This window comes from Caballeronia sp. SL2Y3, from assembly GCF_022879575.1.
Lineage (GTDB): Bacteria > Pseudomonadota > Gammaproteobacteria > Burkholderiales > Burkholderiaceae > Caballeronia.
In genome coordinates this window covers 752,199-774,578 of the sequence record NZ_CP084261.1, presented here as the reverse complement: position 1 = coordinate 774,578, position 22,380 = coordinate 752,199, and the positions used below count along the sequence as shown (strand labels likewise).

General features: G+C 65.7%; 21 protein-coding genes. 16 read left to right on the top strand and 5 right to left on the bottom strand.

Annotated elements, in window-relative coordinates; all coding sequences use genetic code 11:
- The first annotated feature begins 6 nt into the window (after positions 1–6).
- From LDZ26_RS16865 to LDZ26_RS16825, 9 genes are all read left to right on the top strand, one after another.
- The gene (locus LDZ26_RS16865) at positions 7–288 is read left to right on the top strand and encodes a DUF3303 domain-containing protein (protein WP_244849312.1); all 282 of its coding nucleotides are present in this window, start codon (positions 7–9) and stop codon (positions 286–288) included.
- A 45-nt stretch (positions 289–333) separates the two neighbouring features.
- Complete coding sequence (locus tag LDZ26_RS16860) at positions 334–1,170, top strand: 3-keto-5-aminohexanoate cleavage protein (RefSeq protein ID WP_244849311.1); 837 nt, start codon at positions 334–336, stop codon at positions 1,168–1,170.
- 148 nt (positions 1,171–1,318) lie between these two features.
- Positions 1,319–2,011 carry a FadR/GntR family transcriptional regulator gene (locus tag LDZ26_RS16855; RefSeq protein WP_244849310.1) on the top strand — a complete coding sequence of 231 codons (693 nt, stop codon included), beginning with the start codon at positions 1,319–1,321 and terminating at the stop codon, positions 2,009–2,011.
- A gap of 135 nt (positions 2,012–2,146) precedes the next feature.
- Positions 2,147–3,106, top strand: coding sequence for a dihydrodipicolinate synthase family protein (locus tag LDZ26_RS16850; RefSeq protein ID WP_244849309.1), 960 nt, complete (start codon positions 2,147–2,149; stop codon positions 3,104–3,106).
- A 319-nt stretch (positions 3,107–3,425) separates the two neighbouring features.
- Positions 3,426–4,598: an extracellular solute-binding protein gene (locus LDZ26_RS16845; RefSeq protein ID WP_244849308.1), complete on the top strand. Its 1,173-nt coding sequence runs from the start codon at positions 3,426–3,428 to the stop codon at positions 4,596–4,598.
- A gap of 75 nt (positions 4,599–4,673) precedes the next feature.
- On the top strand, positions 4,674–5,750 hold the full coding sequence (locus LDZ26_RS16840; RefSeq protein WP_175941791.1) for an ABC transporter ATP-binding protein: 1,077 nt from the start codon (positions 4,674–4,676) through the stop codon (positions 5,748–5,750).
- A complete protein-coding gene (locus tag LDZ26_RS16835) occupies positions 5,747–6,610 on the top strand; it encodes an ABC transporter permease (RefSeq protein WP_244849307.1) in 864 nt (287 codons plus the stop codon). Before LDZ26_RS16840 ends, LDZ26_RS16835 begins: the two co-directional genes overlap by 4 nt.
- A gap of 68 nt (positions 6,611–6,678) precedes the next feature.
- Positions 6,679–7,518 (top strand): ABC transporter permease, encoded by an 840-nt coding sequence (locus LDZ26_RS16830; RefSeq protein WP_370650734.1) that lies wholly within the window; start codon positions 6,679–6,681, stop codon positions 7,516–7,518.
- Complete coding sequence (locus tag LDZ26_RS16825) at positions 7,515–8,453, top strand: aldose epimerase (protein WP_244849304.1); 939 nt, start codon at positions 7,515–7,517, stop codon at positions 8,451–8,453. Before LDZ26_RS16830 ends, LDZ26_RS16825 begins: the two co-directional genes overlap by 4 nt.
- Here the strand turns inward: LDZ26_RS16825 and LDZ26_RS16820 are convergent.
- A complete protein-coding gene (locus LDZ26_RS16820; RefSeq protein WP_244849302.1) occupies positions 8,431–8,883 on the bottom strand; it encodes a histidine kinase in 453 nt (150 codons plus the stop codon). The two genes, LDZ26_RS16825 and LDZ26_RS16820, sit on opposite strands and share 23 nt — an antisense overlap.
- Positions 8,884–9,061: 178 nt before the next feature.
- Here LDZ26_RS16820 and LDZ26_RS16815 point away from each other — a divergent pair, with 178 nt between their 5' ends.
- Both LDZ26_RS16815 and LDZ26_RS16810 read left to right on the top strand, forming a co-directional pair.
- Positions 9,062–9,757, top strand: coding sequence for a response regulator transcription factor (locus LDZ26_RS16815; protein WP_244849301.1), 696 nt, complete (start codon positions 9,062–9,064; stop codon positions 9,755–9,757).
- A 136-nt stretch (positions 9,758–9,893) separates the two neighbouring features.
- On the top strand, positions 9,894–10,436 hold the full coding sequence (locus LDZ26_RS16810; protein ID WP_244849300.1) for a hypothetical protein: 543 nt from the start codon (positions 9,894–9,896) through the stop codon (positions 10,434–10,436).
- Positions 10,437–10,449: 13 nt separating this feature from the next.
- Here the strand turns inward: LDZ26_RS16810 and LDZ26_RS16805 are convergent, their stop codons facing one another.
- Entirely contained in the window at positions 10,450–10,800 is a 351-nt protein-coding gene (locus LDZ26_RS16805) for a hypothetical protein (RefSeq protein WP_244849299.1), read from the bottom strand.
- A 295-nt stretch (positions 10,801–11,095) separates the two neighbouring features.
- Here LDZ26_RS16805 and mprF point away from each other — a divergent pair, with 295 nt between their 5' ends.
- Positions 11,096–13,693, top strand: a complete 2,598-nt coding sequence (gene mprF, locus LDZ26_RS16800; protein ID WP_244849298.1) for a bifunctional lysylphosphatidylglycerol flippase/synthetase MprF — start codon at positions 11,096–11,098, stop codon at positions 13,691–13,693.
- On the top strand, positions 13,690–14,979 hold the full coding sequence (locus LDZ26_RS16795) for a virulence factor family protein (protein WP_244849297.1): 1,290 nt from the start codon (positions 13,690–13,692) through the stop codon (positions 14,977–14,979). The genes mprF and LDZ26_RS16795 overlap by 4 nt, the downstream gene beginning before the upstream one ends.
- Positions 14,980–15,112: 133 nt before the next feature.
- On the opposite strand, the gene LDZ26_RS16790 is transcribed toward LDZ26_RS16795, so the two are convergent.
- Together LDZ26_RS16790 and LDZ26_RS16785 are read right to left on the bottom strand one after the other, a co-directional pair.
- Positions 15,113–15,622: a DUF1993 family protein gene (locus LDZ26_RS16790; RefSeq protein ID WP_244850271.1), complete on the bottom strand. Its 510-nt coding sequence runs from the start codon at positions 15,620–15,622 to the stop codon at positions 15,113–15,115.
- 97 nt (positions 15,623–15,719) lie between these two features.
- The gene (locus LDZ26_RS16785; protein ID WP_244849296.1) at positions 15,720–15,902 is read right to left on the bottom strand and encodes an oxidoreductase-like domain-containing protein; all 183 of its coding nucleotides are present in this window, start codon (positions 15,900–15,902) and stop codon (positions 15,720–15,722) included.
- A 262-nt stretch (positions 15,903–16,164) separates the two neighbouring features.
- On the opposite strand from LDZ26_RS16785, the gene LDZ26_RS16780 reads away from it, so the two are divergent.
- From LDZ26_RS16780 to LDZ26_RS16770, 3 genes are all read left to right on the top strand, one after another.
- The gene (locus LDZ26_RS16780; RefSeq protein WP_244849295.1) at positions 16,165–18,600 is read left to right on the top strand and encodes a penicillin acylase family protein; all 2,436 of its coding nucleotides are present in this window, start codon (positions 16,165–16,167) and stop codon (positions 18,598–18,600) included.
- A 76-nt stretch (positions 18,601–18,676) separates the two neighbouring features.
- Positions 18,677–20,146, top strand: coding sequence for a M20 family metallopeptidase (locus LDZ26_RS16775; protein WP_244849294.1), 1,470 nt, complete (start codon positions 18,677–18,679; stop codon positions 20,144–20,146).
- Positions 20,147–20,310: 164 nt separating this feature from the next.
- A complete protein-coding gene (locus tag LDZ26_RS16770) occupies positions 20,311–21,414 on the top strand; it encodes a malate/lactate/ureidoglycolate dehydrogenase (RefSeq protein ID WP_244849292.1) in 1,104 nt (367 codons plus the stop codon).
- A 57-nt stretch (positions 21,415–21,471) separates the two neighbouring features.
- Here the strand turns inward: LDZ26_RS16770 and LDZ26_RS16765 are convergent, their stop codons facing one another.
- Entirely contained in the window at positions 21,472–22,368 is an 897-nt protein-coding gene (locus LDZ26_RS16765; protein ID WP_244849291.1) for an NAD-dependent epimerase/dehydratase family protein, read from the bottom strand.
- Positions 22,369–22,380: the final 12 nt, after the last annotated feature.

Below are 22,380 nucleotides of genomic sequence, written 5' to 3'. Positions count from 1 at the left end.
CGAGCCATGTTGTTCATCGTCAGTTGGACCGCGCTGCCCGAAGTCCGCGACCGGGCAGCGGAGCGGTTTCTTCAGAACGCCGGCGCGCCGCCGGACGGCGTCCGATTGCTCGGGCGCTGGCACGGCATCGGGTCGATACGCGGCTTCGGCGTGGCAGAAAGCGACGACATAGAACCGGTCGCGCGATGGGCGTACGAATGGTCCGATCTGTTCACGCTCGACATCATGCCCGCGCTGACGGACGAACAGCTCGGCAAGTTGCTCGCCGACGCGGCCGGGCGACGCTAGACGTTTTCGCGGCGAAATCGGGGATACCCCGGACAGGAGACAAGCGTGACGCAAGCCACTACCAACGAACCGTGCATCATTTCCGTCGCCATTACGGGGTCGGTGCCGCGCAAGAAGGACAACCCGGCGGTCCCCATCACCATTGCCGAGCAGATAGAAAGCACCCACGAGGCGTACGAAGCCGGCGCAACGCTCGTGCATCTGCATGTGCGCGACGAAGAAGAGCGGTCGAGTTCGGACCGGCATCGCTTCGAAGAACTGCAAGACGGCATCCGCAAGCATTGCCCGGACATCATCGTTCAGTTTTCGACGGGCGGCCGCGGACGATCGTTCGAGCAGCGCGGCGCGATGCTGGACCTGAAGCCGGACATGGCGTCGCTCGCCACGGGTTCGGTGAACTTTCCGACGATCGTGTACGAGAACCCGCCTGACTTCGTGCGCTCGCTCGCGCAACTCATGCTCGATCACAACGTGAAGCCTGAGATCGAAGTCTTCGATCTGGCGATGCTGTACAGCACGGTCGATCTGGTGAATCAAGGCTTGCTCAAGAGGCCGGTTCACGTGCAGTTCGTGCTCGGCGTGAAAAACGCATTGCCGGCGCGGCGCGAGATTCTCGAATTCGAAGTCGAGCAACTGAGGAAGCATTTGCCCGACGCGACGTGGGTGGCGGCGGGCATCGGTCGGCATCAACTGGAAGTGAACCACTGGACGCTGCAGATGGGTGGCCACTGCCGGACCGGTCTCGAAGACAACGTCCGCTGGGACAAGGACACGCTCGCGAAAAGCAATGCGCAACTGGTGAGCCGCGTGGCGTCGTTGTGCGCGGAGTATGGGCGTCCGGTGGCGAGCGCGAAGGAGGCGCGCAGGCTGCTTTCGCTTTAACGGTCGCGCTGAGACAGCTTGGAGATACGGCGGGCGCCCGCGAGTCTCGGGTGCTCCGCCCGGTTCAATGCCAACGACGCGGTAGCCAAATGCCGGAAAATCTGCCTTACAATCGTCGTCTACCCTGACAAGCCTGTCCAGCGTGAACATGAACGAGCGTAAGTCGCCCGGCCTAGCCGACCGCATCTACAGCGACATTCTCAACAGCATCATCGAAGGCGAGTTCAAGGAAGGCGACCGGCTCATGACCGAGCACGCGCTCGCGGACCGCTTCGCTACTTCGCGGCCGACCGTGCGCGAGGCGCTGGCGCGTCTGCGCGCGGACGGCATCATCGTGACGCGGCGCGGTTCGGGCACGACAGTCGGCCGCCGTCCAGATCCTGACGTGCGGCGCTTCGCCCCGCTCGAGACGCTCTCCGACATTCGCCGCTGCTATGAATTTCGCATCGTCACGGAGGCGGGCGCGGCGGAACTCGCGGCGCAGAAAGCCGATGACGACGATCTGCGCGCCATCGAGCAAGCGTGGAATCAACTGGAGCGCGTGGTGGAAGCGCAGCAGGGCATCGGCGCGAGCGATGACTTCGCGTTCCATCTCGCGGTGGCCCGCGCATCGAAGAACCAGTTCTTCATCAGCGCGATTTCGTTCATCGAAGAGCAGGTCGTCTTCAGCATGAATCTCTCGCGGAATCTGTCGCTTGTGAAGACGCTCGAACGGCAGCGGCTCGTGCAGCGAGAACACCGAGATATTCTCGATGCCATTCGCGCGCGCGATTCCGTGCGCGCCGGTCAGGCGATGAAAACACATCTTGCCGGCGCGCTGGAGCGCATGTTCGGCAACTAGATGTCATACGACTCTCGTAGTCGCATCCGGGGAAACGCTGATTAACAGCTCCTTCGCCTGGAAGTTGTTTGACAACTTGGGGACGCCTTGCTAGCTTCCACGCACGGTCAGCCCATGCCATGCCAGGCGTCACTCATGAAAGTCGAACCCATCACGGTCAGCGAATTCTCCCAAAGCGTCATGGCAGTACCGCCCCTTGCGCGGCGAGCCGACTATACGCTCGACGAAGCGCAGAACCGCGCGCTGGTGGCCCACGTCGAAGCCGGCGGCGTGCGCACTCTGCTGTATGGCGGCAACGCCAACCTCTATCACGTCGCGGTGAGCGAATATCGTGAACTGCTCGACATGCTCGCGCAAATCGCCGGGCCGCAAACGCGCGTGATCCCGGCGATAGGTCCCGATTACGGGAAGATGCTCGATCAGGCGCGCATTCTGGCGCAGACCGACTACCGCACCGCGATGGTCCTGCCGCTCGCGGGATTCACGACGCCGCAAGGCGTCGCCACCGGCCTTAGGCGGCTGACGGATGTCGCCGGCATGCCGTTCACGCTCTACATCAAGAGCGAGGACTACATCGACGTCGATACCCTTGCGGCGCTCGTCGCCGACGGCACGCTGCTCGCCGTCAAATATGCGATCGTGCGTCCCGACCCGTCCGACGATCCTTTCCTGCGGCGGCTTCTTAACAGCGTGCCGGCGTCGCAAGTGATATCCGGCATGGGCGAGCGGCCCGCGCTGGTGCACACGCGCGACTTCGGCCTCGCCGCCTGGACGACCGGCTCGGGGTGCATCGCTCCGCACGCCTTGATGGCGCTGCTGCGCGCCGCGAAGTCCGGAGAGATGGACGAAGCGCAGCGTCTCTACGACCGCTTTCTTCCGCTCGAAACACTGCGCGACGATATCTCGCTGATTCGCGTGCTTCACGACGCCGTTACGCTTTCAGGCATCGCGGACATGGGTCCGATTCTGCCGCTGCTTTCCGCAACGCCTGAACATGCTCTGCCCGCCGTCGAGCGCGAAGCGCGGGCTCTCCTGGCATTCGACCGCACCCTTGCAGGAAACGCGGGGGTAAAAGAAGTAAAACAAGCCGGGTAACGGCGCGCTCCGGGTATATCCCGACAGTCGGCCGCAACGCCGCGCCACAACGCATGAAACTCCCTTTCTACGCTGCAAGGAAACAGGGAAAGCCGCCGCCGATTTGCTTGACATACGATGATTCGGTTGGCTATTTTGCTGCTTCGTGAGCTAATAACGACGCGAGGGCGCCGACCGACAGACCAAGAGCCAGCGCACCGAGCACGACCAGAACGAAGTACGAACAGGCCGGCGATCGAATTCATCGACAGAATCGACTGAATCGACAAGCGACCGGACCTCGTCCCAATAGCGGTTGCGAGAGAAGTGAGGAGACAACATGGCTTTCAAGGCAGGACTGTCAGTGAAACTGGCGGCGCTGTGCGTCGCCGTGAGCGCGGCGTTCGCGACGAGCGCGGCGCAGGCGGCGGACCCGGTGGCGATCAATATCGTGGACGTCGCGGGCAATCTTCAACTGACGCAGAAGGGCTTCGAAGCGTTCAAGGCGAAGTACCCGGATCTCGTGTCCAGCATCACGTTCACCAACGCGCCCGCGCCGCAACTGCCGGGCAAGATCAAGGCGATGCAGGCGGCAGGCCGCTCAGACATCGACCTCGTCGTAACCGGCACAGATGCGCTCGCCGCCGGCATCCAGCAGGGCCTGTGGGAAAAGCTGCTGCCCGAGCACGCCGCCGTGTTCCCCGGCGTGCTGGACAAGTACGCGCCCGGTCCGCGCAAGATGCAGGACATCGCGCAGGGCTACGGTCTCGAAGTGACGTACATGCCCGCCGGCCCGCTGCTCGAATACAACCCGGCCAAGGTCAGCGATCCGCCAAAGACGCCGGATCAGTTGCTCGCGTGGTGCAAGGCGCATCCCAACAAGCTGATCTATGCGCGTCCGGCCAATTCCGGTCCGGGGCGCACTTTCCTCATGGGCCTGCCGTACGTGCTCGGCGACAAGAATCCGATGGACCCGGTCAACGGCTGGGACAAGACCTGGGCGTTCCTGAAGCAGCTGAACGACTGCATTCCTTACTACCCGGGCGGCACGTCGGCCGTGATGAAGGAACTGGGCGAAGGCACGCGTGACATGACCGTCACCGTGACCGGCTGGGACATCAATCCGCGCGCGCTCGGCATCGTGCCGGCCGAATTCAAGGTGCAGGCGTTCGACAACATGACGTGGGTGAATGACGCCCACTACATGGTCATTCCGCAGGGCGTGCCGAAAGAAAAGCTCGACGTGCTCTACAAGCTGATGAACTTCATGCTGGAGCCCGCGCAACAGGCGCTGACTTACGACGACGGCTATTTCTATCCCGGCCCGGCAGTCAAGGACGTGCCGCTGTCCGCCGCGCCCGCGAAGAGCCAGGAAGTGATTCAGAAGTTCGGCCGCCCCGAGTACGCGAAGCTGCTGGCTGACAGGCCGCACGTCGTGCCGCTGAATGCGCAGGCGATGGTCGCCGCGTTCCAGAAATGGGACCGCGAGATCGGCGCGCAGAAGACGAAGTAAGCACATCGCACTCGCAGGGCTTTGAGCGGCGGCGCTCCTTCGGGTGCGTCGCCGCTCGCGCAACGGGAAATCGCCATGAAGCACACTTTTGAGCAGTTGCGCCTCGACTCGGTCTCGCGCAGCTTCACCAACGCGCAGGGGCATCAGCTCGCCGCGCTCAAGGGCCTCGATCTCAACATCCAGCGCGGCGAGTTCATCGCGCTGCTCGGGCCGTCGGGCTGCGGCAAATCCACCGCGCTGAACTGCATCGCCGGATTGCAGCCGCTGACGGGCGGCGGCATCTGGCTCGACGACAAGCGCATCGACGTTCTGCCGCCCGAGAAGCGCGGCTTCGGCATGGTGTTTCAGAACTACGCGCTCTTTCCGCACATGTCCGTGCTGGATAACGTCGGGTTCGGACTCAAGATGCGCGGCGTGTCGAAAGCGGAAGCGGTCAAGCGCGCGAAAGCGGCACTGCAACTCGTGCAGCTCACGGGCCACGACGCCAAGCTCCCCGGCCAGCTTTCGGGCGGCCAGCAACAGCGCGTGGCGATTGCGCGGGCAATCGTCATCGAGCCGCCGCTCGTGTTGATGGACGAGCCGCTCTCGAATCTCGACACGAAGCTGCGCATCGAAATGCGCGCCGAAATCCGCCGCATTCACGGCAAGCTGGAGCGCGCGACCATCTACGTTACGCACGATCAGGACGAAGCGCTTTCGATGGCGGATCGCATCGTCGTGATGAAGGAGGGCGTCGTGCAGCAAGTCGCGCCGCCGAAGGAAGTCTATTCGCGGCCGAAGAACCTGCATGTCGCGCGTTTCATGGGCTTTCGCAATGTCGCGCCGTTCACGTTGGAAGGCACGCAGGGCGACACGGTTGCCGTGAGCGCGAACGGCGTGCGTCTCTTCGGCACGCCGATGGAAGGCTTCGACAGCAAGAACGTGAGCGTCGCGTTGCGTCCCGAAGACATGGAACGCGCCGCGCCCGGCGATCAGAACGCGTTCGATGCGCACGTCGAGACCGTCGAGTACGGCGGCCGCGATTCGCTTATCCGGGTGAATACGGCATTCGGCAAGCTGTGGGCGCGCATTGCGGGCGAATGCGCGGAAGGCGAGCGCATCGTGCTGCGCGTGTCGCCCGCGAAGGCGCTCGTGTACGGAGAAGAAAAATGATCGCGCTTCCCGCGCAGCGCGACCCGAAGGGCTGGCTCGTCGCGCCGGCGCTCGTCTTCATCATCGCGCTGTTCATCTATCCGTTCGCGTACGGGCTGATGCTGTCGTTCAATCCGATGAACGGCGGCGGCGCCTGGGCGAACTACGTGTCGTTTTTCACCGATACGTCGATGTGGCCGACGATCATCGTCACGCTGAAGCTCGCCGTGCCCGCGACGATCATCAACGTCGGCGTTTCGGTGCCGGTCGCGTTCGCGTTGCGGCGTTCGTCGCCGTATCAGAAGTTCGTGACCACGCTGCTCGTCATTCCGGTGACGCTCGGCACCGTCTTGATCGCCGACGGCATGCTCACGTACTTCAGCCCGAACGGCTGGTTCCCGCAGGCGGTTCAGGCGCTGCATCTCTATGGCGACGAAGTGCGGCTCACGCATAACTACTGGGGCGTGCTTATTTCGCTGATCGTGTCGGGCTTTCCGTTCGCGTTTCTGCTGACGCTTTCCTACGTCACGGGTATCGACCCGACGCTCGCGCGCGCCGCCGCGACGCTCGGCGCGAGTCCGTGGCAGCAGTTTCGGCAGATCTATCTGCCGCTTTTGCTGCCCGGCCTCACGATGACTGCGTGCCTTTCGTTCGTGCAGGCGTTTTCGGTGTTTCCGTCGGCGGTGCTGCTCGGCGCGCCGGCGGGTCCCACGCGCGTGATCTCGATTGCCGCGTCCGAGGCCGCGTTCGAAAGCTACGACTATTCGCTGGCATCGACGATCGCGATCGTGATGGGCTTCGTGCAATTGCTGGTCGTGGGCGGCATGCTCGGCGCGCGCCGCTTCTTTTACACCGGCCCGGTGAGCGGAGGGAAGGGATAATGGCAACCGACAACCGCGCGGCGCCCGCCTGGCAGGCCCCCGCGCCGACTCAACGCTCCGGCAAGAACATGAAACAGCAAGCGAGCCTGCGCGACAGGATGTGGAAGGCGTTCGTCTGGGTCACGATGGGCTTCTTCCTGCTCAACGTCCTGGTTCTCATCGCGACGGTCGCGGTGAACTCCGTCGCGACGCGCTGGTTCGGCACGCTGCTGCCGCAGGGCTTCACGCTGCACTGGTACGCGCAGGCGTGGAGCGACTTCCAGTTGTCGAGCGTGCTGCTCGTCACGCTCGAAGTGGTGGGCGCGGTGGTGCTGCTGTCCATCGTGCTCGGCGTGCCGGCGGCGTATGCGCTCGCGCGCGTGCAGTTTCCCGGCAAGCGCTTCGCGATGCTCGTGTTCCTGCTGCCGCTGATGGTCCCGCCCGTGACCTACGGCATCCCGATGGCGACGGTCATGTACAAGTTCCATCTCGCGGGCACGCTGACCGGCGTGATTCTCGCGAATCTGGTGCCTGCGCTGCCGTTCGTGATTCTGGTGATGACGCCGTTCATCGAGCAGATCGATCCGAATCTGGAATCCGCCGCGCGCATTTTCGGCGCGAACACGGTGCGCTATTTCCGCTACGTGCTGTTGCCGCTGCTGGTGCCGGGCATGCTCGCGGCGGGGCTGCTGGTGCTGGTGCGGACCATCGGCATGTTCGAGCTGACGTTCTTCACCGCCGGGCCGACGACCCAGACGCTCGTCGTCGCGCTGTACTACGCGGTGTTTTCGACGGGCGTGCGCGCGCCGCAATCCATCGACGCAATGGCGATGATCTACATGGCCATCACGCTCGTCTGGGTGTTGATCGCGCTGCAATTCGTGAGTCCGACGCAGCTGGTCTCGCGCGTGAAGGAACAGCGGCAGTGACGTCTTCTGAGCCGATGCCGATGCGACCAGTCGTCGAGTTGCACGCCGAGCCGCGCCTTCGCGTGGCGAACGGCCCGCATGTGATCGAGGTGGCGCCGGCCTCTGGCGGGCGCATCACGCGCTTCACGACGCACGACGAAGCCGGCGCACATGACTGGCTCGTGCCGATAACGGCGTCGAGCTGGCCGTGCGACGCGTGGCCGAAGGGCGGCAGCTATCCGCTCGTGCCGTTCTCGAACCGCGTGCGGAATGCGCAGTTTCCCGCGCCCGGCGGCGAGCGCGTGACGCTTGCAACGTTCCCCGGCATGGCGCACGCGCTGCATGGCTTCGGCCAGTACGCGGCATGGCGCGTCGCGCGTCACGATGCCGATTGCATCGAACTGCGTTACACGCATCGCGAGGGCGAGCACGGCTGGCCGTGGGCGTTCGAGGCGATCCAGACGATTCGCGCGACCGCCGAAGGCGCACGATTGTCGATGCGCGTCATCAACCGCTCGCCACGTCCGATGCCGGCGGGCTTCGGTTTTCATCCGTACTTCGCGGCGCTCGAAGCCGAACTGAATGCCGCGACGCTCTGGCGTCACGAAGCCGAGATCGCGCTGGGACCGTCGGACGAGCATCCGCCGCGCCGTCATGTGAAAGAGTCGGACGGCTATACGCGGTATCTCAGCGGCTGGGACGGCCGCGCCACGCTTCTCTATGCCGATGGCCGCACGCTCGCGCTCGAAGCGGACGGCGCGCTGAGGCATGTGGTCGTGCATTGCCCGGCAGGCGGCGGGTACCTGTGCGTGGAGCCGGTATCCCATGTCAGCGACGGCTTCAATCTCGACGCGCAAGGGTTCGGTGGAACGGGCGTCGTCGTCATTGCGCCGGGAAGCGAAGTGTCCGCGACACTCGTCATGAGGCCGCCGCTCACCGCGCGAGCGGCGCGGTAAAGAACGCATCGACCAAATCGACGATGCGCCAGGTCGAACACGGACGCCTGCAATGCGCGTCGAAACCTGCGTCCTTCAGCTGCTGCACCGGATCGGCGGGCCACACGTTGCTCATCGCTACGAGCAAACGCCCCGTCACGTCCGCGTCCATGCGCAGCGTGCGAATGAAGACATAGCCGGAATCGCTGTCCAGGGCCGTGTCGAGCACGAGCGCCTGCGGCTGCCAGCTATGCAGCAGCGCGCGCACCGACGCCAGATCCTGCGCGTGGATGACCTGCAAGCCCTTCAGCCGAAGCTGCACCGCGAGCGACTCCGCGATGGACTTGTCCTTGTGCGCGATCAGCACGCGCCGCGCGGAGTCGCCCGGCCGCGCGCGCTTGATGCGCCACAGGGCGAATTCGCTTTCGTTATCGGATGAGCGGGGTGGCATCGCGTTCTCCACTTCGTGACGGATGCGTCGAGTGTCGGTCGGCCGAGCGCCGCCCGACACCCGGCGGCGGCGGGGAACGGCGAAGATTTTGGGAGACCGCCGAATGTATCCCTTCGAATGGAGGGGTTCGATCGGCGACAGGCGCGCGTAATATCGGAAGCGTTCTCGGGGACTCGCAATGGAAAACGGCTATTTCAAAACAGTATTGCTGGTAGAGGACGAAGGGCTCACGCGCAGCGCGATGAAAACGCTGATCCTCGCGAACGAGCCCTTGCTCGAGATCGACGAAGCCGATGGATTCGAGCAGGCGAAAGCGAAGCTCTCGGCAAATTCGTACGATCTGATGTTTCTCGACTATCACTTGCGCGGCCCGGCCACCGGCATGGACCTGCTCAACTGGATACGCGAGGAGGAGCGCGAGGTTCAGACCATCATGCTGTCCGCTCAGGACGACCGCGATACCGTGCTCGAATGCATTCGAAACGGCGCGTGCGGTTTCATCTCGAAGGGCAGCGAGCAGGGCGCGAGCGTGTTTCGCGAAGCCCTGAAGACCATTCTCAACGGGCGCGTCTATCTGCCTAACACGGTGCTCGGCAAGGGCGGCCATAGCCCGAAGCCGGTCTCGACGCATGCGGGCGTCACCATCGAATCGCTCGATCTTCCGCCGCGCCTGACCGAAACGCTGCGCTATCTGCTGCAAGGGCTGTCGAACAAGGCCATCGCGCGCAAGATGAACATCAGCGAGAACACGGCCAAGGAATATTCGAGCGACCTGCTCGCGCGCTTTCATGTCACGCGCCGAACCTTCCTGATCGTGGAAATGGCGCGGCGGGGCATCGAAATGCCGATGGGCAACACGTCGTCGGCGTCCTGAGCCGTTCTTCGCGGCACGGCGGCGTCGCGCGCACGCCGCGTCCCCTTTTCTCAAAACTCCGAGGATTGGCACCGGAATGGTAAGGTAGAGCCCGGTTTATTTTGAGATGGGAAACGCGCAGGTGAACAGCAGGTCGATGACTTACGGAACGAAAGGCGTCAGCGCGGCATTCGCGCTGGCAACGGCGGTCGCGCTCGCTGCGTGCGCGCCGCTTCCCGATCAGCAGAAAAGCGCGGACGCGGCCGCGGCTGCCTCGGCGGCGCAAGCCGCGCAGGCGGCTTCCGCAGCGGCAGCGGCTAAGGCCGCCGCGCAGCCTTCGGGGCCGACGGAACAGCGCATCGTGATCGGCGCGGCGAACGGGTATCGCGTGACCGTCAAGACCACGCCGCCCGCGCAAGTTTGCGACAACGCCGCCTTCGCGGACGGCGTGCGCTACGGCTATGCGCTGACGTGGAACCGGCTCGTCGGCGAGGCCGTGCGCGAGAACGGCGCCAAGGCGCTCAAGAGCAAGCTCGGCAAGTTCGACCCGTCCGCCATCCACTCGCAAGACGAGCAGTACAAGATCCAGTGGGACGGCAAGGAGCGCACCAACGCGTGCGCGTCCGACGGCTATCTGATCGGGCGCATCGTCGGCACGCATCTCGCCAGCGTCGACATGCGCAACGGCAAGCCGTCGTAATACGCGGCGCGCTTCAGTCGCAGGCGTGCGCCGCCGTGACGTAGCGGCTGCTCGCCGCGCTGTCGCCGTAGATCGTGTAGCCGGTGCCGTACGCCGCCGGCTGCGCGACCACCAAAATGGCCGATGAGCCGCCCTGTCCCGGAACCGATACCGCGAGCGAATCGGGGCCGAGGCCATATTCCCGCACGCGCGGCGCGATGGGCGTCCATCGCGCCTTGACGCACTTCGTGAAATCCAACGTCGCGAGCGTCGACGCGCCCGAGCCGATCGGCACGGTTTTCAGCAGCGCGTCGTCGGTGCTGACGCAGCCGTTGAGCGCCAGCGCGAAACAGACTGCCAGCGTGCTTGTGACACTTTTTCTCATATTTCTGATGCCTTTGGTGGTGTTATCCGCTTAGTCTTCTCGCCGATGATGCACGGCGCGCTCGTATTGAAGCAGCCTTCGCTCCCGGCGCTTTCCCGAATATCGGTCAAGTTGGGTCAACCGTGGCCGTTATACAGGCGTTTCTTACGCGCAAACCGTTTTGTATGGCGAGCCGCAGGCGAATACCGACGCGGCGCGCCCACTGTGCATCATGCGCCGCCCCGATAACAACGATTTGCGCCGCTGTCCGGCAGTGTCACCGCCGGATCGCGGCGCGAGCAAGTCCAGAAAACGCATGTCTCGCAGAAAGTCGTTCACCTCGCTTCGCGCCATTCGCACGTTCGGACGCTCTTGCGTCGCGCGTCTCGATCTCCAACGGTTCGCCGCGCCCGCGCTCACGGTTATGGTGTGCGCGCTGCTCCTCGTCGTGTTCCAGCATTTGTCGCATACGGTCGATTACAAGTCCGTCGTGCGCTCGCTGCGGCTGCTCTCGCTGCAAGCCTGGGGCGCGGCGCTGTTCGCCACCGCGCTGAGCTTTGCCGCGCTCGTCGGCCGCGATGCCGTCGGCTTGCGGCACATCGGCGTTGCCGTGCCGCGTTCGCTGCTGTGGGTGGGCGCGACGGTCGGCTCGGCGCTCGGCAACGTCACGGGCTTCGGCGCGCTGACGGGCGGGGCGGTGCGCTGCCGCGTCTACGGCGCGGCGGAAGTGACGCCCGCGCAGGTCGGCCGGCTGTCCATCTTCACGGGCGTCACGCTCGCGCTCTCGCTCGCGTTCATGGCGGCGCTCGGCATGCTGTGCTCGGCGGGCACGGTGGCGAACATGCTGCACCTTTCGCCCGCGATACTGCGCGTGCTCGGCGCGGCGCTGCTCGCGGTGTTCGTCGCGATGCTCTTCTTCTGCGGCAGCGAGCAGCGCACGCTGCGTTCGCGCTGGACGTGGCTCGCGTTCACGGTGCCGACGCGCCGCGACTTCATCGCGCAAACGGCGCTCGCCGTCGTCGACGTACTCGGCGCAGGACTCGCGCTCTGGGCGATGCTGCCGGGCGCGCACGTCGGCTTCGGCGAATTCATGACGGTGTTTTCGACGGCCATGCTGCTCGGCATGATCGGCCATACGCCGGGCGGCGTCGGCGTGTTCGAAGCGGCAATGGTCTTCGCGCTCGGCGGCAATGTCGCGACGCCGGACGTGCTCGCCGCGCTCCTCGCTTATCGCGCGATTTATTTCGGCCTGCCGCTGATTCTTTCGGCCGCCGTGATGGCCGCGTTCGAAGGCCGGGCGCTGAAAGGCCGCTTCTCGTTCCTGCATCCGCGCCGCGTGTCGTCGCTCGCGCCGTTGTTCCTCGCGATCGTCGCGTTCGCGGCCGGGTCGATGCTCGTCATCTCCGGCGCGACGCCCGCGTTCAAGATGCGCATCGCGCTCTTGCAGACCGTCATTCCGCTGTGGGTGCTGGAAAGCTCGCAACTGCTCGGCAGCGTGATGGGCGTCATGCTGCTTTTCGTCGCGCGCGGCCTCATGCGCCGGCTCGACGCCGCGTGGTGGGTCGCGCTGATTCTCGCGGTCGCGAACTTCGCACTGTCGCTGGCGAAGGGCCTGGCATTCATCGAAGCGGGCGTTCTCGCGTTTCTCATCGCGCTGCTCGTCTTGACGCGCGAGCGCTTCAATCGCCGCGCGTCGCTGTTCGCCGAGCGATTCACGGCGACGTGGCTCGTTTCCGTCGGCATGGTGATGGCGGTCGCGGTATGGATCATGTTCTTCGCCTTCCGCGACGTGCCGTACAACACGGACCTCTGGTGGCAATTCGCCTTCGACGAGCGCGCGCCGCGTGCGCTGCGCGCGACGCTCGCCGCGGGCGTGTTCGCGTGCGCGTTCGCCGTCTGGCAGTTGCTGCGCCCGGCGGCGGGCCGCTTCGAAATGCCCGCACCGCAGGATCTGGCGGACGCCGCGCGCATTTTCCGCGCGCAGGAGCGCAGCGACGCCGGCCTCGCGATGATGGGCGACAAGAGCTTTCTGTTCTCCGAGTCGCGTGAGGCGTTTCTCATGTACGCGAAGCACGGCCGCACGTGGGCCGCGCTGCACGATCCGGTCGGCCCGCGCAGCGAGTGGGCGGGGCTGATCCGCCGTTTCGTGGAACTCGCGCATTCGCACAACGGCCGCGCCGCGTTCTATCAGGTGCGCGCGGACGCGCTGCCGCTCTATCTCGACGCCGGTCTCACGCTGATGAAGCTCGGCGAGGAAGCGCACGTCGCGCTGTCCGAGTTCGATCTGAAAGGATCGCACCGCGCGCATTTGCGCTACGCGTTGAAGCGCGGCGAACGCGACGGCTTCGACACGGAACTGATCGGCCCCGACCGCATCGCGGCAAGCATGCCGATGCTGCGCGAGATTTCCGACGACTGGCTCGAAAGCCGCTCGGCGCGTGAAAAGAGCTTCTCGGTGGCGGCGTTCAACGAGGAATATCTCGCCGCGCAGTCTGTGCTGCTCGTGCGTCAGCAGGGCGTGCCGGTGGCGTTCGTCACGTTCATGACGACGGACCTCAACACCGAAGCGACCGTCGGCGTGATGCGTCACGTGGCGGAAGCCTCGTCGTATGCGATGGAGTACCTCTTCACCAAGCTCGCGCTGCATCTGAAAGAGGCGGGGTTCAAATCGCTGTCGCTCGGCATCGCGCCGTTGTCCGGCATGGAGCCGACGCCGCTCGCATCGCACTGGCATCGGCTGGCGGGGCTCGTATGGCGCTTCGGCGGACGCTTCTACAACTTCCGCGGCCTGCGCGGGTTCAAGAGCAAGTTTCAGCCGCACTGGGAGCCGCGTTATCTCGCGGCGTCCGGTTCGGTCAGTGTGTTTTTCACTTTGGCGGACCTCTCGTTGCTGGCGGGAGGCTGGCGTTCATGAACAAGTCTGGCAAGAAACTGGCGGCGCTCGCGGCGGCCGCCGTCTGCGGCGTCTCCCTGATCGGCGCGGCGCACGCGAACACCGTTTCGGGCGGCCGCTACGGGCAGGTCACGGTGACGAAACCGGCCGGCGCGATGACGGGCTTCGTCGTGCTGTTGTCCGAAAAGAGCGGCTGGAGCGAGTCGGACCAGCAAGCCGCCGATGCACTCGCGGCCAAGGGCGCGATGGTCGTCGGCGTCGATACGCCGCGCTACGCCGCGCGCCTTGCCGCCGAGAAGAAGGAGACGTGTCATAACCTCGTCGGCGATGCGGAGGACATGAGCCATCAGCTCGAACGCACGGTACAGACGAGCCGCTATTTCTCGCCGATCTTCGCCGGTGCGGGCCAGGGCGCGACCGTCGCGGAACACGCGCTCCGCCAGGCGCCGGACAACACGGTGGCGGGCGCGGTGTCGCTCGCGCCGGAGGCCACGCTCGACGCGCGCTTCAAGCCGTGCCCGCCCGACCCGACCATCATCCACATGAAGGGCTTGCCGGGCTTCATGGAGCGCGCCGCGTGGCAGCCCGGCCGCACGAAGGCCGACGCGCTCGTCGCGATGACCGCGCCGCATCTCATCAAACCCGAAGCGCCCGCTGCGAACGACGTGTCCGATCTGCCGCTCATCGAACTGCGCGCGTCGCAGCCGACGGACTTGCTCGCCATCGTGATTTCCGGCGACGGCGGCTGGCGCGACCTCGACAAGACGATGGCGCTCGCGCTTCAGCGCGACGGCGTGTCGGTGATCGGCATTGATTCGCTGCGCTATTTCTGGAGCGAGAAGTCGCCGCAGCGCACGGCGGCGGATATTGCCCGCGTGGTCCGCACGTACAGCGCGCGCTGGCATACGAGCCACGTGGCGCTCGTCGGCTACTCGTTCGGCGCGGACGTGATGCCGTTCGCGTACAACCGTCTGCCCGACGACGTGCGGCGCCAGGTTTCGTATATCTCGTTGATGGGCTTCGCGCCCGAGGCGGATTTCCAGATTCGCGTCACGGGCTGGCTCGGCATGAAGGCGAGCGATAAGGCGCTCAAGGTGAAGCCGGAACTCGCGCAACTGCCGCCCGCGATGGTCCAGTGCATCTATGGCGAAAAAGAAGACGATACGCTGTGCCCGGCGCTGACGAAGACGGGCATCGACGTGGTAAAGCTGCCGGGCGATCATCACTTCGGCGGCGACTACGACGCGCTCGCGCGGCGCATTCTGGCCGGCTGGCGCAAGCAGATCGCGGCGAAGCGAGCGGCTTGAAGCTGCGGCTAGGGCCGGCTCCTTTGAGCCGGCCGTTTCGCTGATCGCTCAACTCTCAACTCGACAATTGCGCCGGCGTCTATCGCGTCGGCGTGTGCGTCCGTAGCGGGCGCGACTTGCCGCTACGCGGACCTCACTTCAGCGGCCCCAGATAATCCCGCTTGCCGATCGGCGCGCCCAGGTGGCGCAAGATGTCGTGAGTCGTCGCGACATGAAAATAGAAGTTCGGCAACCCGAAGCCGAACAGATAATCGACGCCCGAAAACGACGGCGAAAAGTCCGGAAATTTGAGCGTGACGGTGCGCGTCTCGCTGCCTTCCATCGCCGCTTCCTGAATGCTCTTCAAGTACGCGATCGTCTTCGCGATGCGTTCCTGCAACGCCGCGAAGCTGTCCTCGTTGTCCTCGAACTTCGGCGCATCGACGCCGGAAAGACGCTGCGCCGAGAGCTTCGCGGTATCGCTCGCGCGCTGAATCTGCGCGGCGAGCGGCAGCATGTCGGGCGCGAGCCGCGCGGCGATGACATCGGCGTGGGCGAGGCCTTTTTCATCGGCGAAGGCGGCGCCTTTCTCCAATAGCGACGAGCAGACTTCCAGCCCGCGGATGAACACCGGAATCGACGCGCGATACATCGAGAGGGACATGGTCTTGCGCTCCTTGACGTGATGCGGACCGTTGCGGCCCGAGTTGTTATGGGCGACAAGCATAGCGCCCGCCGCGGCGCTGCGCACAAACGGCGGGCTATGGTCGCGCGTGCCGCGCTTCCCACTCGCGCAGTTGCGCCTCATAGCGTTCGAGCGCCGCCTGATAGATGTCGAACACGCAAGGATTGCAGCCGCTCTGGCAGCAATCGCCCGGGGCGGGGCGCTCGGGCGGAGTGGGGCGCGGGTCGTCTGCGGGAGCGTCGGGATCTTGATTGTGCATTGAGCGTGGATGGCGGTTCATCGGGCGCGACTGGCGGCTGCGTTCGCAGGCCGCCACGTTTTGGCAGGCCGACAGTTGAGCTTGGACCGCCGGTTCGTCCGAGGCAAGCGCAAGCCATGCGTCCGCAAGCACCCCGACTGAGGTGCTAACGCAACGGCTAACTTTTGGCGGGTTCATCATGCGCTCAATGCGATACTGCCGCGAACGTCGCGAACGCAGTTGCGGCATCCGACCCACTCGACTGGACCGAAGGACTCCCTCGATGAATCAGACCATCAGGCTCGCGATCTTCGGCGCGCTATTGAGCGCGATGCTCGCCGGCTGCGCCTCGTCGCAGGATGCGTCCGACCGGGCGCGCGCCGCGCCGGGCAAGGACACGCCGTACAGCGCCGAAATCCGCCGCACGCAGTCCGGCATTGCGCACGTGCGCGCCGCCGACTGGGGCAGCCTCGGTTTCGGCTACGGCTACGCGCAGGCGCAAGACACGCTCTGTACGCTCGCCGATGGCTTCGTGACCTATCGCGGCGAGCGGTCCGCGTACTTCGGCGCGGACGCCCGCCTGCCGAGCGGATCGACGTTCGGCCAGCCGCGCAATCTGGACGCCGATTTCTTCTTCCGCTTAGTCGACGATCAAGCCGCCGTCGACCGTTATCGCGCCGCGCAGCCGCCCGAGTTGCGCAATCTCGTCGACGGCTTCGCATCCGGCTACAACCATTATCTGGCCGATCTGAAGGCCGGACAATTTCCCGGCGCGCACGCCGCTTGCCGCAGCCAGCCGTGGGTCGAGGACATCGCGCCGGACGACATCTACCGTCGAGTGATCGCGGCGAATCTGGCGGGCGGATCGGCGCGTTTCGTGCAGGCCATCGCGGCGGCGCACCCGCCAAAGCCAGGCGCGCAGCCGCCGGCCGCGTCGCTCGATATGAGAGAGCAGCGCGACGCCGTCGGCGACATGCCCGGCCTCGGCAGCAACGCGCTCGCGTTCGGCGCGCCGATCACGCGTGACAAGCGCAGCATCCTTTTCGGCAATCCGCACTGGTCCTGGCAAGGCCCGGACCGCTTTTATCAGGCGCAACTGACCATTCCCGGCCGCCTGAACGTGGCGGGCGTGTCGTTTCTCGGCATGCCGCTCGTCGTGCTCGGCTTCAACGAGAACATCGCGTGGACGCATACCGTTTCGACGGGCCGCCGCTTCGGCCTCTTCGAAATGACGCTCGATCCCGCCAACCCGACGCATTACCTCTTCGACGGCGCGAGCCAGCCGATGACACCCGTGCCGCTCACGGTGCGCGTGCGCCGCGCGGACGGCTCGCTCGAATCGGTCTCGCGCACGCTGTATCGCACGCGCTTCGGTCCGGTCGTCGATCTGTCGGCCATGAACGCCGGCCTCGGCTGGAACGCGCAGCGCGCCTACGCGTTCGCCGACGTCAACGCGGACAACGTGCGCAGCTTCGAAAACTTCTTCGCGTGGGACCAGGCTCGTTCGCTCGACGATTTCATCGCGATACAGAAGCGGTATAAGGCGATTCCGTGGGCCAACACGTTCGCCATCGGCCGGGGCGACCCGCGCGCGTGGTTCGCGGATATCGGCCCGATTCCCGGCGTGCCCGATGCGCTCGCCGACGCCTGCACGACGCCGACGGGCCGCGCCATGGCGAGCCGGATGCCGGGCGTGCCGGTCCTCGACGGCTCGAAAACCGCCTGCACATGGCGTACGGATCCCTCGAACGCGACGCCGGGCGCGCAGCCGGGCACGCTCCCGGTTGCGCAATTACCCAGCATGCTTCGTGGCGATTACGTCGGCAATTTCAACGACAGCTACTGGCTCACGAACGCGAACGTCCCGCTCACGGGCTACGCGCGCGTGCTCGGCGCCACGCGCTACGAGCAGTCCATGCGCACCCGCTACGGGCATCTGCTCGCGGCGCGGCTGCAGCGCGACCCCGGCGGCGTGACGCGGGGCGCGGTCGAGCAGGCCGTGCTGGAGACGCACTCGCTGTCCGAGCAGTTGTATCGTCAGCCGGTACTCGACGCCGTCTGCACGCCCGGCGACGCGACGAGCGCGCTCAACGACGCCTGCGACGTGCTGCGCAGCTGGAACGGCACGGCCGATATCGACGCCCGCGGCGCGAATCTGTGGGACGAGTTCTGGCGGCGCGTCACGAAGCTCGCGCCCGAGACGCTGGCCGCGACGCGCTTCGACGCGGCGCGCCCGCTCGCGACGCCGAGCGGCCTGAAGGCGGACAACACGGAAGTCGTGCAAGAGTTGCGGCAGGCGCTCGGCGGCGCGGCGCTCTCGCTGCGGCTCAACGGTTTCGCGCTGGATTCGCGACGTGGCGACCTGCTCCACACGACGCGCAACGGCGCGAACGTGCCGCTCTATGGCGGCTGCGACGACGCAGGCTACTTCACGGTCGTCTGCGCGGGGCGTCCGTTGGACCCGAAGGGTTATTCGATGGACGCGAACGGCCACGGCGACAGCTACATGCAGGTCGTCACGTTCACGGCCGACGGCGCGGCGGGCGTCGAGGCGGACACCATGCTCGCGCCGTCGGAATCGGACGATCCCGCTTCGCCTCGCTCGGGCGACGCCACGCGTCTGTTCGCGGCGAAGCACTGGCAGCGGTTCCCGTTCACCGACGAAGCGATCGAAGCCGATCCGGCGCTCACGCGAGTCGTCGTCACCGGCGCGCGTTGAGCTGACCTCGCGCGAGGCTTCGCGAGCCGGAAGTTTCCCGTCTATGATGGAGGTTTGCCCGCATGGAAACTCCGTCATGGCTACTGGCGACAGCACACCGCAAGAAGAAGCAGTCCGGCTCGACGCGTCCGCGCTGCAAGCATTCGTCGACCGCAAATGGAACGACGAGATCGTTCCGGCGCTCACCGATTACATCGCCGTTCCCGCCAAGAGCCCGATGTTCGACGTCGACTGGGCCCGCCACGGCTTCATCGAGCGCGTGGTCACGGACGCCGTCGACTGGGTGAAGGCGCAGCCGGTCAAGGGCTTGACAGTCGAGATCGTGCGGCTGACCGGGCGCACGCCGGTGATTTTCTTCGAAGCCCCTGCCACGCGCTCGGGCAGCACCGAAACGGTCGTGCTGTACGGCCATCTGGATAAGCAGCCGGAGTTCGAAGGCTGGCGCAGCGATCTGGGTCCGTGGACCCCGAAGCTCGAAGACGGGAAGCTCTACGGACGCGGCGGCGCGGACGACGGCTACGCGACCTACGCCAGCATCACCGCGCTCGCGGCGCTGGACGCGCAGGGCGTCGAGCGGCCGCGCTGCGTCGGCATCATCGAGACGTGCGAGGAGTCGGGCAGCTACGACTTGCTGCCGTACATCGACGCGCTGCGCGACAGGCTCGGCGACGTCGGACTCGTGATCTGTCTCGATTCGGGCGCGGGCAATTACGATCAACTCTGGCTGACCACGTCGCTGCGCGGGCTCGTCGCGGGCGACCTCGAAGTGCAGGTCCTCGAAGAAGGCTTGCATTCGGGCGGCTACGGCGGCATTGCGCCGTCGACGTTTCGCATCATGCGGCAACTGTTCGAGCGCTTGGAGGACGCCGCCACCGGCAATCTGCTGCCGAAAGACTTCCACTGCGGAATTCCGGCGCAACGCCTGCGCGAAGCGGAAGCCACGGCGCAGATTCTCGGCGACGATGTCTGGAAGAAGCTGCCGTGGAGCTGCGGTCAGGACGGAGGCAGCGTGCTTCCGACCACCACCGATCCGAAGGAAGCGTTGCTGAACTCGACGTGGCGGCCGTCGCTGACCGTGACCGGCGCAGCCGGCCTGCCGCCGCTCGCGGACGCCGGCAACGTGCTCGCGCCGCGCACCGCGTTCAAGCTGTCGCTGCGCCTGCCGCCGCTCGTCGAGGCGACGGAGGCGGTCGCGCAGTTGAAGTCCCTGCTCGAATTCGATCCGCCGTACAACGCGAAGGTCACCTTCAAACCGGAAGCGGGCGCGGCCACGGGATGGAGCGCGCCGGACCTCGCGCCGTGGCTCGCGTCGTCGCTGAACGACGCGTCGCGCCGGCACTTCGGCGCGGACGTCGCGTATATCGGTCAGGGCGGCACCATTCCGCTGATGAATACGCTGAAGGAAGGCTTCCCGCGCTCGCAGTTCATGGTGTGCGGCCTGCTCGGGCCGAAATCGAATGCGCACGGACCCAACGAATTCCTTCATGTGCCGTATGCCCGCAAGCTGACGGCGGCAGTGGCGGAAGTGATTGCGGCTGCGCCCTGAGCTTTTTCCACGGTTGTCCGACTGACGCCCGCGCTTGCGGGCGTTTTCTTTGGTTTGGCTGAAAATGAAACTGGTCAGGCCAGTTGATCGTCTGTAAAGTAGAAGGCCCCGCGTCGCACGTAGAGACGACGCGTCAGCAATCGACTTTGGAGACGAGAGTCGCAATGAACGAAACGAGCCAAACCGCAGTAAAAGAGCAGCGCATCGCCGCCGACACCTTGCATGCCTACGTCCGCGCCATCTGGGAACACGCCGGCAGCGCGGCGCGCGAGGCGGAACTCGTGGCCGATCACCTGGTGATGGCCAATCTGTCGGGCCACGATTCGCACGGCGTCGGCATGATTCCGCGCTACACGTCGTCGCTCGCCGACGGACAATTGCAGCTGAACACGCACGCCGAGATCGTCCGCGACGCCGGCGCGGTGCTGACCGTCGATGGCCGCAAGGGCTTCGGCCAGGTCGTCGCGTACGAGGCGATGGAACACGGCATCGAGCGCGCGAAGAAGTTCGGCGTGTGCGCGGTGGGGCTGCGCAACGCGCACCACATCGGGCGCATCGGCCACTGGGCCGAGCAATGCGCGAAAGCGGGCTTCGTGTCGTTCCACTTCGTGAACGTAGCGGGCGATCCGCTCGTCGCGCCGTTCGGCGGCATCGACCGGCGCTTCGGCACGAACCCGTTCTGCGCCGGGTATCCGCGCGACGGCAAGAACCCGCTCGTGCTGGACTTCGCGACGGCGGGCATCGCTTACGGCAAGACGCGCGTCGCGTATAACAAAGGCGTGAAGGTCGCGCCGGGCATGCTGCTCGACCACGAAGGCCGCCCGACCGTGGAGCCGAAAGTCATGCACGAGGAGCCGTTCGGCACGCTGACGGCGTTCGGCCTGCACAAGGGTTCGGGACTGGCCGCGCTGTGCGAGATTTTCGGCGGCGCGCTGTCAGGCGGCTACACGACGCACGAAAGCACGCTGGAGAAGTCGAGCGCCATCTACAACTGCATGACGTCGGTCATTCTCGATCCGAACGCCTTCGACGCGCCCGCCGCGCAGGCCGAAGCGGAAGCCTTCCTCGAATGGATGAAGGCGTCGCCGCGCGCCGAGGGCGTCGATGCGATCTACGCGCCGGGCGAGCCGGAAGAAGCGCGTCGCGCGGAACGCGGCGCGAACGGCGTGCCGATCGACCCGACGACGTGGAAGCAGATTCGCGAATCGGCGCAAAAATCCGGCATGACGGAAGCCGAGATTGCGCAATACGCGGACGCATTGAAGTAAGCGCAAGACGCTGGGCGGCCGAAATTGGTCAAGCCAATTTTGGCCGCGTGGTGACGATCAGCGCACCATCTCTTTCTCGATCCACTCGATCACCGACGTGCGCTTCGGTTGCCAGCCGAGGAGCGTGCGGGCGCGCTCGCCTCGTACGCGGCTGTTCGACCCGAGCCCGTACGACGCCATCTCGTAACCCCATTCCTCGATCGCCTGTTCCAGCGGCCAGTCTTCCGGGCCGCGCAGGCCGAGCGCCTTCGCCATCGCGGTCGTCATGTCGCGAAACTGCGCTTCGCCGCTTTCGATGAAGTAGAACGTGCCCGCCGGCGTCTTCGCGAGTGCCAGCCGGTACGCATCGACGACATCGTCGATATGGACGTTCGACCAGATATTCAAGCCGCGGCCGACGTGCCTGACGACGCCGCTCTTCTTCGCTTGCCGCTCGAGACGCGGCAACTGGACGCTCGCCGTGTCCGGAATCGCGCCGTGTCCGTAGATCAGCGTGTTGCAAAGTACCGCCGAGCGCACGCCGCGCTTGGCTGCGTCGAGCACGAGACGGTCGATGGCGACGCGCGGCGCCTTGTCGGCGGTCGGCTCGGGCAACTGCGCCTCGGTGTAGACGTCCTCCGACGCCTCGCCGCCCGACCCATCCCCGACGATGCTCGATCCGCTCGTGTGCAGCAGCGGCTTGTCCGAACCTTCGAGCGCACGCACCAATGCCTCGACCGCGCCGCGATGATCGCTGCTCGCCGCGTTGATGACGGCATCGGCGGATTGAGCTTCATCGGCGAGCAGGGCGCTGTCGTCCAGACTGCCGACGACCGGCTCGATGCCCGCGCGCTTCAGCGCATCGCGCTGTTCTTCGCGGCGAATGAGTCCGCGCACGCGATGCCCGTCACGAACGAGCCCCGCCGCAATCGATCCGCCGATGAAACCGCCCGCGCCAGTCACAAAGATATTCATTCGTTGCTCCAT

Bases quoted from the DNA above. Each gene is read 5' to 3' on its own strand.
- LDZ26_RS16865 (WP_244849312.1), top strand. From the start codon at position 7: ATGTTGTTCATCGTCAGTTGGACCGCGCTGCCCGAAGTCCGCGACCGG.
- LDZ26_RS16855 (WP_244849310.1), top strand. From the start codon at position 1,319: ATGAACGAGCGTAAGTCGCCCGGCCTAGCCGACCGCATCTACAGCGAC.
- LDZ26_RS16850 (WP_244849309.1), top strand. From the start codon at position 2,147: ATGAAAGTCGAACCCATCACGGTCAGCGAATTCTCCCAAAGCGTCATG.
- LDZ26_RS16845 (WP_244849308.1), top strand. From the start codon at position 3,426: ATGGCTTTCAAGGCAGGACTGTCAGTGAAACTGGCGGCGCTGTGCGTC.
- LDZ26_RS16840 (WP_175941791.1), top strand. From the start codon at position 4,674: ATGAAGCACACTTTTGAGCAGTTGCGCCTCGACTCGGTCTCGCGCAGC.
- LDZ26_RS16835 (WP_244849307.1), top strand. From the start codon at position 5,747: ATGATCGCGCTTCCCGCGCAGCGCGACCCGAAGGGCTGGCTCGTCGCG.
- LDZ26_RS16830 (WP_370650734.1), top strand. From the start codon at position 6,679: ATGAAACAGCAAGCGAGCCTGCGCGACAGGATGTGGAAGGCGTTCGTC.
- LDZ26_RS16820 (WP_244849302.1), bottom strand. From the start codon at position 8,883: ATGCCACCCCGCTCATCCGATAACGAAAGCGAATTCGCCCTGTGGCGC.
- LDZ26_RS16815 (WP_244849301.1), top strand. From the start codon at position 9,062: ATGGAAAACGGCTATTTCAAAACAGTATTGCTGGTAGAGGACGAAGGG.
- LDZ26_RS16810 (WP_244849300.1), top strand. From the start codon at position 9,894: ATGACTTACGGAACGAAAGGCGTCAGCGCGGCATTCGCGCTGGCAACG.
- LDZ26_RS16805 (WP_244849299.1), bottom strand. From the start codon at position 10,800: ATGAGAAAAAGTGTCACAAGCACGCTGGCAGTCTGTTTCGCGCTGGCG.
- mprF (WP_244849298.1), top strand. From the start codon at position 11,096: ATGTCTCGCAGAAAGTCGTTCACCTCGCTTCGCGCCATTCGCACGTTC.
- LDZ26_RS16795 (WP_244849297.1), top strand. From the start codon at position 13,690: ATGAACAAGTCTGGCAAGAAACTGGCGGCGCTCGCGGCGGCCGCCGTC.
- LDZ26_RS16790 (WP_244850271.1), bottom strand. From the start codon at position 15,622: ATGTCCCTCTCGATGTATCGCGCGTCGATTCCGGTGTTCATCCGCGGG.
- LDZ26_RS16785 (WP_244849296.1), bottom strand. From the start codon at position 15,902: ATGCACAATCAAGATCCCGACGCTCCCGCAGACGACCCGCGCCCCACT.
- LDZ26_RS16780 (WP_244849295.1), top strand. From the start codon at position 16,165: ATGAATCAGACCATCAGGCTCGCGATCTTCGGCGCGCTATTGAGCGCG.
- LDZ26_RS16775 (WP_244849294.1), top strand. From the start codon at position 18,677: ATGGCTACTGGCGACAGCACACCGCAAGAAGAAGCAGTCCGGCTCGAC.
- LDZ26_RS16770 (WP_244849292.1), top strand. From the start codon at position 20,311: ATGAACGAAACGAGCCAAACCGCAGTAAAAGAGCAGCGCATCGCCGCC.
- LDZ26_RS16765 (WP_244849291.1), bottom strand. From the start codon at position 22,368: ATGAATATCTTTGTGACTGGCGCGGGCGGTTTCATCGGCGGATCGATT.